Source organism: Candidatus Pelagibacter communis, from assembly GCF_001180105.1.
In the GTDB taxonomy this organism is placed as follows: Bacteria; Pseudomonadota; Alphaproteobacteria; order Pelagibacterales; family Pelagibacteraceae; genus Pelagibacter; species Pelagibacter ubique_K.
This window is the reverse complement of record NZ_CVSO01000040.1, coordinates 161,833-177,678: the sequence shown is the minus strand read 5'-3', so window position 1 is coordinate 177,678 and position 15,846 is coordinate 161,833. Positions and strand designations below refer to the sequence as shown.

The 15,846-nt window shown below is 30.9% G+C and carries 14 protein-coding genes and 1 tRNA gene; 7 read left to right on the top strand and 8 right to left on the bottom strand.

Going from position 1 to position 15,846, the window contains the following annotated elements:
• Together AMN84_RS03230 and AMN84_RS03225 are read right to left on the bottom strand one after the other, a co-directional pair.
• Nucleotides 1-232 (bottom strand): 2Fe-2S iron-sulfur cluster-binding protein (locus tag AMN84_RS03230; RefSeq protein WP_075483298.1); only part of this gene is annotated, 232 nt, incomplete at its 3' end.
• A gap of 75 nt (nt 233-307) precedes the next feature.
• Nucleotides 308-1,081 carry a bacteriorhodopsin-like gene (locus AMN84_RS03225; protein ID WP_075483297.1) on the bottom strand — a complete coding sequence of 258 codons (774 nt, stop codon included), beginning with the start codon at nt 1,079-1,081 and terminating at the stop codon, nt 308-310.
• 214 nt (nt 1,082-1,295) lie between these two features.
• On the opposite strand from AMN84_RS03225, the gene AMN84_RS03220 reads away from it, so the two are divergent.
• From AMN84_RS03220 to AMN84_RS03210, 3 genes are read left to right on the top strand one after another with little or no spacing between them, the layout of a single operon-like run.
• Nucleotides 1,296-3,194, top strand: a complete 1,899-nt coding sequence (locus tag AMN84_RS03220; protein WP_075483294.1) for a propionyl-CoA synthetase — start codon at nt 1,296-1,298, stop codon at nt 3,192-3,194.
• A 24-nt stretch (nt 3,195-3,218) separates the two neighbouring features.
• Nucleotides 3,219-3,989: a glycosyltransferase family 2 protein gene (locus AMN84_RS03215; protein ID WP_075483292.1), complete on the top strand. Its 771-nt coding sequence runs from the start codon at nt 3,219-3,221 to the stop codon at nt 3,987-3,989.
• A gap of 3 nt (nt 3,990-3,992) precedes the next feature.
• Complete coding sequence (locus tag AMN84_RS03210) at nt 3,993-4,799, top strand: SDR family oxidoreductase (protein WP_075483290.1); 807 nt, start codon at nt 3,993-3,995, stop codon at nt 4,797-4,799.
• Here AMN84_RS03210 and AMN84_RS03205 read toward each other — a convergent pair.
• Nucleotides 4,792-6,096, bottom strand: a complete 1,305-nt coding sequence (locus AMN84_RS03205; RefSeq protein ID WP_075483288.1) for a dihydroorotase — start codon at nt 6,094-6,096, stop codon at nt 4,792-4,794. The genes AMN84_RS03210 and AMN84_RS03205 overlap by 8 nt on opposite strands.
• A 42-nt stretch (nt 6,097-6,138) precedes the next feature.
• Here AMN84_RS03205 and AMN84_RS03200 point away from each other — a divergent pair, with 42 nt between their 5' ends.
• Together AMN84_RS03200 and AMN84_RS03195 are read left to right on the top strand one after the other, a co-directional pair.
• On the top strand, nt 6,139-7,026 hold the full coding sequence (locus AMN84_RS03200; RefSeq protein WP_075483286.1) for a CAF17-like 4Fe-4S cluster assembly/insertion protein YgfZ: 888 nt from the start codon (nt 6,139-6,141) through the stop codon (nt 7,024-7,026).
• Nucleotides 7,026-7,370, top strand: a complete 345-nt coding sequence (locus AMN84_RS03195; protein ID WP_179850695.1) for a cupin domain-containing protein — start codon at nt 7,026-7,028, stop codon at nt 7,368-7,370. Before AMN84_RS03200 ends, AMN84_RS03195 begins: the two co-directional genes overlap by 1 nt.
• 1 nt (nt 7,371) lies before the next feature.
• Here AMN84_RS03195 and AMN84_RS03190 read toward each other — a convergent pair.
• Nucleotides 7,372-7,457, bottom strand: a tRNA-Leu gene (locus AMN84_RS03190).
• 56 nt (nt 7,458-7,513) lie between these two features.
• Here AMN84_RS03190 and nadA point away from each other — a divergent pair.
• Together nadA and nadC are read left to right on the top strand one after the other, a co-directional pair.
• The gene (gene nadA, locus AMN84_RS03185; protein ID WP_075483284.1) at nt 7,514-8,503 is read left to right on the top strand and encodes a quinolinate synthase NadA; all 990 of its coding nucleotides are present in this window, start codon (nt 7,514-7,516) and stop codon (nt 8,501-8,503) included.
• A gap of 5 nt (nt 8,504-8,508) precedes the next feature.
• Entirely contained in the window at nt 8,509-9,342 is an 834-nt protein-coding gene (nadC, locus tag AMN84_RS03180) for a carboxylating nicotinate-nucleotide diphosphorylase (protein WP_075483282.1), read from the top strand.
• 5 nt (nt 9,343-9,347) lie between these two features.
• On the opposite strand, the gene ppdK is transcribed toward nadC, so the two are convergent.
• Genes ppdK through AMN84_RS03160 form a run of 4 tightly spaced genes read right to left on the bottom strand, consistent with a single transcriptional unit; the run spans nt 9,348 to nt 15,750 of the window.
• Nucleotides 9,348-12,008, bottom strand: coding sequence for a pyruvate, phosphate dikinase (gene ppdK / locus AMN84_RS03175; protein WP_075483280.1), 2,661 nt, complete (start codon nt 12,006-12,008; stop codon nt 9,348-9,350).
• Entirely contained in the window at nt 12,008-14,077 is a 2,070-nt protein-coding gene (glyS, locus tag AMN84_RS03170) for a glycine--tRNA ligase subunit beta (RefSeq protein WP_075483278.1), read from the bottom strand. Before glyS ends, ppdK begins: the two co-directional genes overlap by 1 nt.
• Nucleotide 14,078: 1 nt before the next feature.
• The gene (locus AMN84_RS03165; protein WP_075483276.1) at nt 14,079-14,954 is read right to left on the bottom strand and encodes a glycine--tRNA ligase subunit alpha; all 876 of its coding nucleotides are present in this window, start codon (nt 14,952-14,954) and stop codon (nt 14,079-14,081) included.
• The gene (locus AMN84_RS03160; protein ID WP_075483274.1) at nt 14,944-15,750 is read right to left on the bottom strand and encodes a S49 family peptidase; all 807 of its coding nucleotides are present in this window, start codon (nt 15,748-15,750) and stop codon (nt 14,944-14,946) included. The genes AMN84_RS03165 and AMN84_RS03160 overlap by 11 nt, the downstream gene beginning before the upstream one ends.
• Nucleotides 15,751-15,846: the final 96 nt, after the last annotated feature.

The window sequence follows — 15,846 nt, the reverse complement described above, 5'->3', positions numbered from 1 at the left end:
GTTCATAAGCTTGGTCTAACATGTCATCTTCACCTTCGTTTTTTTTATTTATCTTATCAAACCAATCTTCTTTGACATAAACATGGCAAGTTGCACAAGCCATGCTTCCTCCACAATCTGCATCAATTCCTGGTATATTGTTTTGAACGGCACCTTCCATAACTGTTAGTCCGTTTTGAACGTCTACTGTATGATTAGTCCCATTATGTTCTATGTAAGTAATTTTTGCCATTAGTTTTATATAAGCACAAAAAAAAATAGGGCAAGTGGTTAAACTCGCCCTATTTTTAAATTAAGATAATTTTTATTATCTAGCTCTCGCTGGTGTACTTGAAACTGCAGCTGCCCAAATAACTAGACCGAATGCGATCTTGTTAATAAAGTCAGCTAAGTTATAAATGATGTTCAATGAAGCTGCATCAATTCCACCTGTTAGGTAACCAAAAATGTAACCTAATGGGTAAATTGCCCAACCGATTGTTACGATCATTCTCATTGCACCGAAAGCTGTAACAAGTGCTTTGTTACCACTCTTAGATGCTGCTTTACCAGCTTCACCTGAGAATACTTCATATAAGATGTAGATCCATCCAGCCATACCGATTACGAAACCAAGTGTAGCGTTGATGTAGCCTGCTTCTCCTAAGTATCCACCTACTAGCATTACTACTGATCCGATTAGTAATCTCCAGAAAATTCCTGAAGGTACTTTTCTTATCGCTGCTAATATTAGATAAAACTCAATCATTTGTAACGGTACTGTAATTAACCAGTCAATGTATCTGTACACTGTTGGTGAGTCACCTGTAATGATCCATACTTCTCTCATGTACATGTAGTGAACAAATGCAACACCTGTTACTAGACCTGCAACTGTTATAGATGTTTTCCAACCACCAGCTACTGAACCTCTTTCCATAAAGAAAAAGACAGTTGCTGCAGCCATACCCATAGAAATTAACCAAAATGATATTCCTACAAGGTCATCCGTAGCTAACAGAACAGTGTCTGCTGCGTTTGCCGCACCAGCAAAGCCCACTAGAGCTAATGCTGCTAATGCAAACAGTTTTAGTTTATTCATAAAAAACTCCCTCTTTAGTTAGTTTTTTGTTAGTTTAAATTTAAACTACGACCTAAATTCAATTTAGATCAAAGTTGGGTCCTAATACCAAATATAAAGGGGTATTAGAAGAGTTATTTAGGACTAATTTAGGTTGATTTTACTCGCTTTTTGAAATTAAATGCAACTAACACGTAGAAAAAGCCTTAAATAACAGGATTTTGAGTCATTTAATATGAGCAACAAATTTGAGCAAATTTACAACCAATCTATAACAAAACCCGAGGAATTTTGGAGGGAAATATCAGAGGATATATTCTGGTTTAAGAAACCAACTAAGATTTTGAACAAAACCAATCCGCCATTCTATAAATGGTTTGAAGACGGAACCACAAACACTTGCTATAATGCTCTAGATTTTCATATTGATAACGGTTTAGGAGAAAAAACTGCACTAATTTACGATAGCCCAATTACAGGCAACAAAGCAAAATTTACTTATAATGAATTAAGGTCAAAAGTTTCAAAATTTGCAGGAGGTTTAAAAAATCAAGGGCTTCAAAAAGGTGATAGAGCTATCATTTATATGCCAATGGTGCCTGAGGCCGTTGTTGCTATGTTGGCATGTGGAAGAATAGGTGTCATTCATTCGGTTGTGTTCGGAGGATTCGCCTCTAATGAACTTGCAAGTCGTATAGATGATAGTAAAGCCAAAATTTTAATAACTGCATCATGCGGTTTTGAACCTGGAAGAACGGTGGAATATAGACCGCTCGTAGATGGAGCGCTAAAACTTGCCAAACACTCAATTGAAAAAGTCATTTTCTTTCAAAGAAAAGGTCACGAAGTAAAACTGAACGCTCCAAAAGAGATTAGCTGGGATGAATCTTTATCAAACGCAAAAGACACTGATTGTGTAGAGATGAATTCAAACGAATATGCATATATTCTCTACACATCAGGTACCACCGGTGTACCAAAGGGAATTGTGAGGGATATAGGTGGTCACATTGTGGCTCTCAAATGGACAATGAAAAATATTTATAACATTGACGAAGGTGACGTTTGGTGGTCTGCGAGCGATATTGGTTGGATCGTTGGTCATTCTTACATTGTTTATGCTCCTTTATTCAAAGGTTGCACAACTGTTTTGTTTGAAGGAAAGCCAGTTGGCACTCCAGACGCTGGTGCATTCTGGAAAATGATTTCAGACTATAAAATTAAATCTTTATTTACGGCACCTACTGCTTTTAGAGCAATCAAAAAAGAGGACCCGGAAGGAAAATTTTTTTCAAAATATGATTTAAGCTCTTTTGAATCATTATTTTTAGCTGGGGAACGTGCAGATCCCGATACAATAAAGTGGGCTGAAAATTTACTTAAGGTTCCAGTAATCGATCATTGGTGGCAGACTGAAACAAGCTGGGCGATAAGTTCAAATTGTACTGGCATCGAAATGATGAAAACAAAATATGGTTCAGCTTGTAAAGCCGTACCCGGATATGATGTTAAAATTATTAAGCCAGATCAATCTATAGCAAAAGCTAATGAAATGGGTGATATTGTAGTTAAGTTACCTTTGCCACCAGGAACTTTTCCTACTTTATGGAATGCTGATAAAAGATACAAAGATAATTATATGTCTAACTATGATGGATTTTATCAGACTTACGATGCGGGACATATTGATGAAGATGGTTATATTTGGATCATGTCAAGAACAGATGACATAATTAATGTTGCTGGTCATAGACTTTCAACAGGTGCAATTGAAGAAGTTTTATCAGAACATAAATCTGTTGCAGAGTGTGCTGTTATTGGAATTGCTGATAAACTTAAGGGTCAGTTGCCAATTGGGTTACTTACTTTAAAGGCAGGTGTAGATAAAGATAATGACACTATATCAAAAGAATGTATTCAAATGGTCAGAAATAAAATTGGTCCTGTTGCTGCTTTTAAAATTGCTATTGTTGTAAAAAGATTACCAAAAACAAGGTCAGGAAAAATCTTAAGGGGAACTGTGAGAAAAATTGCTGACAAAGAAGATTATAAAATGCCTGCAACTATAGATGATCCAGCAATTTTAACTGAAATTACCGAAGATTTAATAAAAAATAATATTCTTAAAAGGTGATTAAGATAAGTAATAGGTTTAAAATTGAAAATATCAGTAGTAATCGCAAACTATAATAGTGGTAAGTACATTGATCAATGTATCAATTCTCTAAAATCACAGACTTATAAAAATGTAGAGATAATTTTCTTCGATGATAACTCTACCGACAACTCTTTAGAGATCATTCAAAAATATTCTGATGTAAAAATTATAAAAAATAAAAAACAGACTAACTTTGGTTCTATCAATCAGCTAAACGCTTTTAAAAATGCAATAAATCTTAGCAGTGGTGATTTAATTTTTTTTTTAGATAGTGATGATTATTTTCATGAAAAAAAGATAGAAAAAGTTGTAGATTATTTCAAAAATGATACATCAAAAAAAATATCTTTTGATCTACCCATAATAGTTCAAAATAATTTACAAAAAAGGGTTTCTAGTAAAAAAAAAATTTTTAAAACTTATTGGCCGTATATTTACCCAACAAGCTGTATAACAATAAGAAAAGAAATTGTTGATGAATTATTAGTGTCAATATCTTTTGATAAATTTACAGATGTTTGGATGGATTTAAGAATTGGTATATTCGCCAAATATATCTTAAAAAGATTTGATGTAATTAATGAGAACCTTACATATTACAGAAAAACAGATGTCAACATCTCATCTCAGTTCAAAAAGTTTTCAAAAAATTGGTGGAAAAGAAGAAGACAAGCTCATGAATATTTTTATAAATTTTCAAAAGATAATAAACTTAATTTTAAAAAAAATTTTGACTTTGTTATTACAAATCTAATATGTAAAATTTTATAATAAATGAAAAAAATATTGATAATTGGTAAGAGAGGTTTTTTAGGAAAAAACCTGCATAAACATTTAAACAAAAAATTCAAATCTAAAATTATTCATTTCAAGGATATTAATAAATTTGGAAAAGAAATTAATAATTTCAATTTCGTAATTAATACATCAATAAATAAAAATTATATTAATAAAAGGTACTTAAAAAAATACGATAATGATTTTGAAATTTCAAAAATGATAACTTCGAAAGAAACAACATATATTTTTTTAAGTTCAAGGAAAGTTTATAAAGGGGGGGCAAATATTAAAGAAGATAGTAAACTTTTACCAAAGACACACTATTCAAAAAATAAACTAATTACAGAAAAATATCTTAAAAGAGTGTTTGGAAAAAAGTTATTAATTTTACGAATATCAAATATAATTGGATATAAAGAAAATCAAAAAAATCATCTTCATAAAACCTTCATTGATTATTTTTATAAGGACGCCAAAAAGGGTATAATTTTTGATAATAAAAAAAGATTTAAAGATTTCATATCTGTCAAAAAATTCTGCCAACTTCTTGAGATGATAATAAAAAAAGATCTTAATGGTATTTTTAATTTGTCAATTGGAAGAAAAATTTATTTAAACGATATAGTAGAATGGTTGAATAGGTATAATAAAAAGAAAATTCAAGTTATCAAATTAATAGAAAATAAAGATAAAAGTTTTTATCTTAATAACAATAAATTAATGAAAAAGATTGGAATTAAAAATACTTTAAGTGAATTGAGAACAGACTGTATAAATTTAAGTAAAAAATTATTTAATTAAACTCCAGAGGTTTTCCTTCAGGATCTCCAATTATTTTGCCATTTTTCATTTTTATTTTTCCATTTACTATAGTCACAACAGGAAAGCCTTTGAAACTGTAACCATTAAATGGAGACCAACCACATTTACTCTGAATATCTTTATTTTGTATTTTTATTGATTTATTTAAATCAACAATTGTAATATCTGCATCATAATCTTCCTTTAAAAATCCTTTGTTTTTAATACCAAAAATTTTTACTGGATTTTCACACATTAGTTTCATTAATTGTTCCAACTTCAATTTTTTATTGTTTACATGATCCAACATAACTGGAAGAATTGTTTGCACACCTGGCATACCAGAAGGGGAATTAGGATATTTTTTATCTTTATTAGTTTTTAAGTGTGGTGCGTGGTCCGAGCCAATAGTATCATTGTAATTATTTCTCACTGCATACCAAAGACGATCGTAATGCGATTTATCTCTTATTGGCGGATTCATCTGTGCATATGTTCCTAATTTATTATAACAATCTGGGGAATAAATAGTTAAGTGTTGAGGTGTGATTTCAAAAGTAATTAATCCTTTATTTTGAGAAAGAAAATCAACCTCCTCTTTTGTGGTTATGTGAAGTATGTGTGCTTTTTTATTTAATCTTTTTGCAATTTTTACAATTCTTCGGGTAGAAGACATTGCGACTTCTTCATTCCTCCAAATAGGGTGACTTAATACGTTGCCCTCCTCTATTAATTTTTTTCTAACTTTTAATATTTCCTCATCTTCAGAATGCACAGCAACTACTTTGGAAGCATGTTCAAAAACTTTTTCTATATCTTTCTCTTTATCAACTAATAAATTTCCAGTAGAAGATCCTGCAAAAAGTTTTATTCCACAACATCCTTTTAAATCTTTGAGTTTTTCTAGTGTTGAATAATTTTCAGCTGTTGCACCAAAATAAAATGCGTGATTGCAAAACATTCCTTTTCCTATTTGAATTTTTTTGTCAAACTCTTCAAAATTTGTTGTAGGTGGATTGGTATTTGGCATTTCAAAAACTGAAGTTATTCCACCCATGATAGCTGCTTTACTTCCTGAATTTAAATCCTCAGCATCAGTGGATCCTGGCTCTCTAAAATGAACTTGAGTGTCAATACACCCGGGCAAAACGGTCAATCCTTTTGCATCAAATGTTTCTTTAGATTTATCCTTCAAGTCACCAATCTCAACAATTTTGTTATTAGATATTCCGATATCTTTTTTTTCAAGATTGCCGTTAATATAACATTCGCCGTTTTTAATGATCAGATCTAACATTGTTTTAAAAGTAGATATATTATATTTATATATTTATCAATTATGAATACAGAAAAAGTTTATATTTTAGAGGATAGGGGTATTTTGTATATCAGCGGCGCAGACTCTGAAAAATTTCTACAAAATCTTATCTCAAATGATATTGAAAAAGTAAATGAAAGTAAAAGTTGTTTTGCCTCCTTGCTTTCACCTCAGGGAAAGTTTTTATTTGATTTTATAGTAATAAAACACAAGGATGGATACCTATTAGATTGTGAAAAAAGAATAGTTGATCAGCTTTATAAAAAATTAGTTATGTACAAACTAAGATCAGATGTAGAAATTTTAAATCTAAGCAACGAATTTGTGGTAGCTGCTTTTAATCATGAAAAATTCTTATCTATAGCAGGTGCAAAAGATGAGTTGGGGTATACAACTAAATATAATGAGGACCATGTTCTTCTTGATCCAAGAAATAAAAAATTGGGGGGTAGAATAATTGCTAATCTTGAAAAACTGTACATGTCCCTAAAAAAAATGAAACTTAAATCTTCTAATGTTGATGAATATTACAAATTAAGTTTTGAGCTAGGTATACCTCAAAGTAACATGGACCAATTACAAGAAAAATTATTTGGAATAGAGTGTAACTTTGTGGAACTTAATGCAATTGATTTTAAGAAAGGCTGTTATGTTGGCCAAGAAAATACTTCACGTATTAAAAATAAAGATAAATTGAACAAAAGATTATTACCGCTTCAAGTAAAAAAAGGGTCAATAAATAATAATGACCCAATTACATCTAATAACATAGAAATTGGTAAAGTTTTGATAGCAAATAAATTTAGTTTTGCCCTAATCAAATTTAAAGATAAGGAGTTTGAATATAATAAAGAATTTAAGTGTGGAGAAGCAAATATCGAAATATTTAAACCTAACTGGCTGAATTAGTGAAAAATAGGAAAATAATAAATCCATCTAAATTAAAATTTACTCCATTTAACAGTTATGGAAAACCAATTTCAGGTATGAGTTGGCATAAAATATCTTATAATCAAAATACTGGTGTTGGAAGTTACATACTAAAAATGGCTCCCGGTACTAGAAGCCTAAAACATAAACACCAAAACTATGAGGAATTTTTTGTTTTGGATGGAGAACTAATTGATGAAGATAATACAACTTTCAATAAAGGTGATTTTATATCGTATAAGCCAGGTTCAAAACATTCATCTTTTTCAAAAAAAGGATGTTTATTATTAGTGTTTTTAAGAAAAAAAAACAAAGCTATTTAAATGGTGCGGCCAGAGAGATTTGAACTCTCATGGACTAGGTCCACACGGCCCTCAACCGTGCCTGTCTACCAATTTCAGCATGGCCGCCTTATGCGTCACAATAATTGAATGACAATTATCTTTCAAGTTGATACATTTATATTATGGAATTTACTCCTGAAATAAAAAAAGCAACTCAGCCAATTTATCAAAAAATTTCGAAGACTATTCCAGAAATTGAATGGTCCACTCACGCACCTTATATTTATGAAATAAATAAACTAAAAAAAGAAAAGAACGCGGTTATTCTTGCACATAACTATCAGACCCCGGAAATTTATCATGGGATATCTGATTTTTCTGCGGACTCTCTTGCTTTAGCTGTTGAGGCTGCAAAAACCAAGGCTGATATAATTGTGATGTGTGGAGTACATTTTATGGCCGAGACTGCAAAACTTATGAGCCCAAATAAAAAAGTATTGTTACCAGATATGAGGGCAGGTTGTTCTTTATCTTCATCAATAACTGGTGAGGATGTAAGAAAACTTAAAAAGCAAAATCCGGGTGTGCCTGTCGTTTCGTATGTAAACACATCAGCAGATGTAAAAGCAGAGACAGATGTTTGTTGTACTTCAGCAAATGCTGTTAAAATTGTAAATTCACTGGGGGTTAAAAAAGTAATTTTCTTGCCAGATGATTATCTTGCTAAATATGTCGCCTCTCAAACAGATGTTGAAATTATTTCATGGAAAGGAACATGTGAAGTGCATGAAAAGTTTAATGATACTGAAATTAATGAAATAAGAAAAAATAATCCAGGTATAAAAGTTATAGCACATCCTGAGTGTCCACCAGATGTGATAAATGCAAGTGATTTCACAGGTTCAACAAGTGGAATGATAAAATATGTTAAAGATAATCAACCAGAAAAAGTCATGATGGTAACAGAGTGTTCTATGAGCGACAATGTCCAAGTTGATAATCCAAATGTGAAGTTTATAAGACCATGTAACTTATGCCCTCACATGAAAAGAATTACTCTTCCTAAAATTTTAGATTGTTTGAAGAATGAAACAAATGAAATTATAATGTCAGATGAAACAATCGAAAAAGCAAGAAAGTCTGTGGAGAGAATGGCTGAAATAGGCAGATAATATCTGTGTCCAAAATAATTTTAAGTAAAAGTTTTATCAATAATTCCGTTAAGCTTGCATTAAACGAGGATTTATATCCAAATGGAGATATTACATCAAATCTTATGCAGAAAGGTGGTGTCAAGTCATTTAAAATAATTGCAAATCAAAATGGAATAATTGGTGGAATAGAGTTTGCTAAAAGTACATTTAAAATCTTTGATAACAAAGTCCAATTTCATATTAAAAAAAAAGATGGTTCTCAAGTTAAAAAGGGTCAAATTATTGCTATGATTAAAGGTAATTCAAAAAATATTTTAATTTGTGAAAGAGTAGCGCTCAATTATCTTTCTCATATATCAGGTATAGCTAGTTACACAAATAAATTCGTTAAATTAGCTAGAGGGAAAAGTAAGATTTGTTGCACTCGTAAAACAATTCCAAACTTGAGAGTAATACAAAAGTATGCAGTTAAATTGGGTGGTGGTACCAACCATAGATTTAATCTAAGTGATGAATTTTTAATTAAAGATAATCATATTGCAAGTTCAGATCTAAAATTTTTAGTTCTAAAAGCAATTAAGAATAAAAAAGGAAAAAAGATAACAGTCGAAGTTGATAATCTAAAACAGCTTAAATCAATTGTGGGAATTAAATTTAACACTGTCCTTTTTGACAATATGAATATCAAAAATCTTAAATTAGGTGTTAAGCTTGCAAAAAAATATTATGAAACTGAAGCATCTGGAAATATAACACTTAAGAATGTAAAATCAGTTGCTGCAACAGGCGTAGATAGAATTTCAGTTGGTAGCATTACCCATAGTGCCCCAGCTATGGATTTCAAACTAGAAATTTAAATTCCTTATTTTTTAAGCTCAGCTTGGGCAGCTGCTAGACGTGCAACAGGAACTCTGTAGGGTGAACAAGAGACATAATTTAATCCTGTTTTTGAACAAAAATTTATACTTTTGGGATCTCCACCATGTTCTCCACAAATTCCAAGTTTAATTTTTTTATTTTGTTTTCTGCCTTTTAATGTAGCTATCTCAATTAAATCTCCTACACCCTCGTCTATTGAAACGAAAGGATCAATATCAAATATCTTATTTTCAATATAATCATTTAAAAATTTTCCACTGTCATCTCTACTAATGCCAAAAGTTGTTTGAGTTAAATCATTAGTACCGAAACTAAAAAATTCAGCATGTTTTGCAATGTCTTTTGCTTTAATTGCTGCTCTTGGCAGTTCAATCATGGTTCCTACCAAGAAACTTATTTTAGTATTATTTTCATCTTGAACTTTTTTAGCGACTCTGATCACTAAGTCTTTCATTATTTTGATTTCTGCCTCAGTTGATACCAGAGGTATCATTATTTCTGGCATTGTAGATTTGAGTTTCTTCTTTTTGCATTCAACTAAAGCTTCAAAAATTGCTCTGCATTGCATTTCATAAATTTCTGGAAAAGAAATACCCAATCTACATCCTCTGTGTCCGAGCATTGGATTATGTTCATGCAATTCCTCTGTTCTTGACTTTATTTCATTATCGCTTAAACCTGTTACTGAACTTAGATCGCCAATTTCTTTATCATTTTTGGGTAAGAATTCATGTAAAGGTGGATCAAGCAATCTAACTGTTACTGGAAGACCACTCATTATTTCAAAAATTTGTATAAAGTCATTTTTTTGATGAGGTAATAATTTTGCCAAAGCCTTATTTCTGTCCTCAATAGTTTTTGACAAAATCATTTCTCTTACAGATAAAATTCTATCCTCGTCAAAAAACATATGCTCAGTCCTACAAAGACCAATGCCCTCAGCTCCAAATTCTCTTGCTGTTTTTGTATCAAGAGGGGTCTCAGAATTTGTTCTTACTTTTAATTTTCTGTAACTATCAGCCCAACTCATTAATTTTGAAAAATCACCTGAGATCTCTGGCTTTAAAGTTGGAACTTTATCTAAAATAACTCTTCCTGTAGATCCATCAATTGTAATCACATCTCCTTCTTTTACCTCTACGTTTGAAGAGGTTCTAAATATTTTTTGCTCATAATTGATATCTATTTCACTTGAACCTGAAACGCATGGTCTTCCCATACCTCTTGCAACAACAGCAGCATGACTCGTCATTCCTCCACGAGCAGTTAAAATACCTTTTGCTGCATGCATACCGTGGATATCTTCTGGTGAAGTTTCTACTCGAACAAGAATAGTGTCTTGCATCATGCCATTTAATCTTTCTGCTTCATCTGATGAAAAAACAACCTTTCCACTTGTTGCACCTGGGGATGCGGGCAAACCTTTTGCAATAGTTTTTACTTCTTTTGTTTCATCTAATGTTGGATGGAGAAGTGTATCTAAAGTGTTAGGGTCGACTCTTAAGACTGCCTCTTTTTTTGTTATCAGTTTTTCTTTAACCATGTCTACAGCAATTTTTACAGCAGATTTTGCAGTCCTTTTTCCAGATCTTGTCTGAAGCATCCAAAGTTTAGAATTTTCAACTGTGAACTCTACATCTTGCATATCTTTGTAAAACTTTTCTAAAAGCTTTAGAATTTTTTTTAGTTGAACATAAACTTTTGGCATAGCTTCTTCCATTGATTTACCTTTTGAATTTGAATCTTTGTTGGCTTTTTTTGTTATGTAATTTGGTGTTCTTGTGCCAGCTACAACATCCTCCCCTTGAGCATTAATAAGATACTCTCCATAAATTTCATTTTTTCCATTTGATGGATTTCTTGTAAAAACAACGCCTGTTGCACAATCGTTACCCATATTTCCGAAAACCATTGATTGAACGTTTACGGCTGTTCCCCATGCGGATGGTATTTGATTTAACTTTCTGTAAACTTTTGCTCTGTTACTTTCCCATGATAAAAAAACTGCCGAAATAGCTCCAAACAATTGTTCATAAACATCTTGTGGGAATTGTTTTTTAGTTTTTTCTTTAACCACGTTTTTAAAGTCTTTGATAAGACCATCCCAGTCATTTTCATCTAGATCAGTATCTAACAAAACACCTTTTGTTAACTTATAATTTTCAATTAATTCCTCAAAGTTATAGCTTTCAACTCCGAGCACCACATTAGAATACATTTGAATGAATCTTCTATAGCTGTCTTTTGCAAATCTCATATTAGATGTTTTTTTTGCAAGAGCTTTAACTGTATCATCATTTAAACCTAAATTTAAAATTGTATCCATCATTCCAGGCATTGAAACTCTTGCACCTGACCTTACTGAAACTAACAATGGATTTTCTAAATCGCCAAATTTTTTTCCACATTCTTTTTCGATTTGTTTTAATTCTTGTTTAATTGATTTAATAAGCTTTAAATTAAGTTTTTTATTGTTTTTATAAAATATTTCACAAACCCCTGTTGATATTGTAAATCCGGGAGGCACGGGTAAACCAAGTTTTCCCATTTGAGCTAGATTTGCTCCTTTGCCACCTAAAATGAACTTTGGGTTCTTAATCTTTTTTATTTTTTTAGATTTAAAGTTAAAAACTAAGTTACTCATTATGCGCTTTCAATATTAGAAAAATTTAAATAATTATTGAACGTTTTACATAACAATTGCACAAGTTCCAAACGATTTTTTTTGATTGCTTCATCTTCATCATTAACTATTACATTGTCAAAGAAGTTAGAAACATCAGTTTTTGCATCAGCTAAAACCTCTAAAGTTTTTTTACAATCCTCACGACTACCTAGGCTTGTAAAATATTTTCTTATTTCTTGTATTTTTTTGTATAGTTTTTTTTCAAAATCATTTTTGAATAGACCTGGATCAGTCGAATTTTCAAGTTCAATGTTATTTTTAGATATTTCGTTTGATAGAATATTGGATGCTCTTTTGTAAGAAAAAATTACATCTTGACCAATATTTTTATCGATCAATTTATTTAAAATAAATGCCTTGTTGTAAATTTTATAAATTTGATCTGCGCTATAACTATTTATTGAGCATTCTATAATATCTGGTCTTATTTTTTTTTCTTTCATATAAAATTTAAGCCTCTCAGAAAAAAAATTAAACAGATCTTGTTGAACAGTCTTAATATCAAAATCTATATCTTGTTCTCCAAACAAAACACAAGAATAATTTATTAAATCTTTTAACTTAATCTCTAATTTATTTTCTATTATTAGTCTTATAAGACCAATTGCTGACCTTCTTAATGCGAATGGATCCTTTGAGCTGGATGGTTTTAAATTTATTGTAAAAAAACCAACTAAGGTGTCTATTTTATCACTCAGAGCTAAAGTGACTGAGTAAGGTTTTTTTGGTGTCTTTGTCTCTGGGCCTGTTGGTAAGTAATGTTCACTAATGGCCAAACAAGTTTCGTTATCGAATCCTTGAGCTTTAGCAAAGTGGCCACCCATTACACCTTGAAGTTCAGGGAACTCTCCCACTAAGTCAGAAACTAAATCTACTTTACAAATAGAAGATGCCACTTCAACTTTTTCTTTACTAATTAAAAGTTCATCAGATATTAGCGATCCAAGCTTTCTTAATCTTTGAGTTTTATCAAAGTAAGTTCCTAATCCTTCAAAATAATTTACATTTTTTAGATCTGATATTCCTTTGACTAAATTTTTTGTTTTATTTTTATCCCAGAAAAATTGAGCATCATTTAAACGAGCTTCAACTACTCGCTCATTTCCTAATCTAATTAAACCTTTGGTATCACTATTGTCTGCAACAACAAAGAAAACATTCGTTAAATTATCTTTATTATCAAAGGTTGGGAAATACTTTTGATGAACTTCCATAGTTGTGACTAATATTTCTTTAGGAATCTTTAAAAATCTTTTGTCAAACGTACATTTAATTATATTGGGTTTTTCAACAATATTTGTTACTTCAGTTAATAATTTTTTGTTTGGGGTTAACTTCAACCTGTCTAATTTAGTTTTTTTTAATAATTGATTTTCAATAAATTCCTCTCTTTTATTATGATCCAATATAATGCCTTTGCTCTTGAAAAATTCCTTGTAAGTTTTAAAATTTGAAAATTTACTTGTTTTCTCCTCAAAGTCTTTATCCAGATAGGTAAAATTGGATGAATTTAAATGATGATAACTAAATTCTAAAAATTTGTTGTCAAAACAAGCAAGAATGGATTTTAATGGTCTACCCCAGTACAAATCATGATCACCCCATCTCATTGATTTTTTCCAAGGGATTTCATCAAGAATTTTTGGTAAATTTTTTTGCAAAATAGATTTCGTCTCTACTGTTTGAGCGGGCTTTTTAAAAAAATAAAACTCTCCTTTATCTGTTTTTCTAATAAAGGTTTCTTCTTTAGTTATATTATTGGATTTTATAAAACCATTTAGCGCTTGCTCAGGCGCATTTACACTCGGACCTCTTATTTCGGCCTCTGGTTTTATAATCTTTTGAGAAATGTTTTCGCAGTAAACAACTAACCTATTTGGAGTTGATAGAACAGAAATACTATCTTTAAATTTAATTTCCTCTTTTTTCAGAAAATCTTCAAAATTTTTTTGTAGATTTTCTCTAGCTGTTTTCTGTAAAGTTGCAGGAATTTCTTCGCTAAATAATTCTAAAAAAAATTCAGACATTTTATTTTTGGCTATCTACCCAAACTTGACCAACACCTTTGGTCAAATCTCTAATTCTAGCAATAAACTCTGCTCTTTGCGCTACGCTAATCGCTCCTCTGGCATCTAGAATATTAAAAACATGACTTGCTTTTAAACACTGATCATAAGCAGGAAGTGAGAGTTTTTTTTCTAACAAAGATTTGGTTTCTTGTTCCAGCATATCAAAAAATTTAAATAAGTTCTCAACATTTGCAAAATCAAAATTGTAAGATGAAAATTCTTTTTCAGCTTGTAAAAAAACCTCTTTATAAAGGATACCTTCATCATTCCATACTAAGTCAAATACATTTTTTTTCTTTTGGGTAAACATACATAATCGTTCTAAACCATAAGTAAGCTCCACAGAAATAGGTTTGCAATCTATCCCAGCCATTTTTTGAAAATAAGTAAATTGGGTAATTTCCATTCCATCGCACCAAACTTCCCAACCTAACCCTGCTGCACCCAGTGTTGGACTTTCCCAATCGTCTTCAACAAATCTAATATCATGGTCATTATGTTTTATTCCAACGGCATTAAGACTGCTTAGATATAATTTTTTAATATTTTTTGGCGATGGTTTTATAATCACTTGGAATTGATAATAATGTTGAAGTCTATTTGGATTTTCTCCATATCTTCCGTCAGTTGGTCTTCTTGAAGGTTGTACATAAGCTGATCTCCATGGTTTAGGACCAAGAGACCTTAAAGTAGTCGCAGGATGAAATGTGCCCGCCCCAACTTCCATATCATATGGTTGTAAAATTACACAACCGTGTTTTGCCCAAAATTTTTGCAAATTAAAAATTGTATCTTGGAAGGTTTGTATTTTTGAATTTTCTTTTTTAGAGGCCATATCTTTGCCAGATAGATCTTTCTTCAATTACATTTGCTATCTTATCGATTTGATTCTCTGATGAAATTCTTTTTGCCAACCATCCTTTGCTTTTTTCAAACTTTTTAATTATTACATCGTCACCAAACTTATCTTTTAAAATTTGATTTGCATTTCCTATACCGTCAATTAAGCCAAGTTCTTTTGATTTAGACCCAGACCAAAACTCTCCAGAAAATAATTCTATTCCTTTATCTTTTTTAAGTTTTGCACCCCTGCTTGTCTCCACTACATTTATAAAATCTTTATGTAAATCAAGTTGAATATTTTTTAATCTTTTAATATCTTCTTCTTTCGCATCCACAAAAGGGTCTAAAGTACTTTTGTTTTTTCCTGCAGTATAAACTCTTCTTTCTACACCTACCTTTTGAATAAGATCCTTAAAACCAAAAGAAGCATAAATAACGCCAATTGAACCAACAATTGAACTTGAATTAGCATAAATCTCATCTCCAGCACATGCAATCAAGTAACCTCCTGAAGCAGCAACATCTTCTGCGAAAACAATTACCTTTTTTTTATTTTTTTTAGCCTGAGCTCTAATGAAGTCGTATATTAAGTGAGATTGGACTGGTGAACCGCCTGGAGAGTTTATCGATATTGCAACGGCTAAAGATTTTTTTATCGAAAATGCTTTTTTTATCAATTCTTCTTGGCCAGCAAAATCAATTCCTTGTTTAAATCTTCCAGCGTTTCCAATAACACCAGTTAATCTTATGTGGGGGACGATTTTTTTTTTTTTGAAAAAAGATAACATGAAGTATGCTTATAGAATTTTTAGATTAATATAAAGTCTACTTATAGTTGAAGTTTTAGGTGCGTCAATTGATAAGTATAAAATATCTTCTATTAT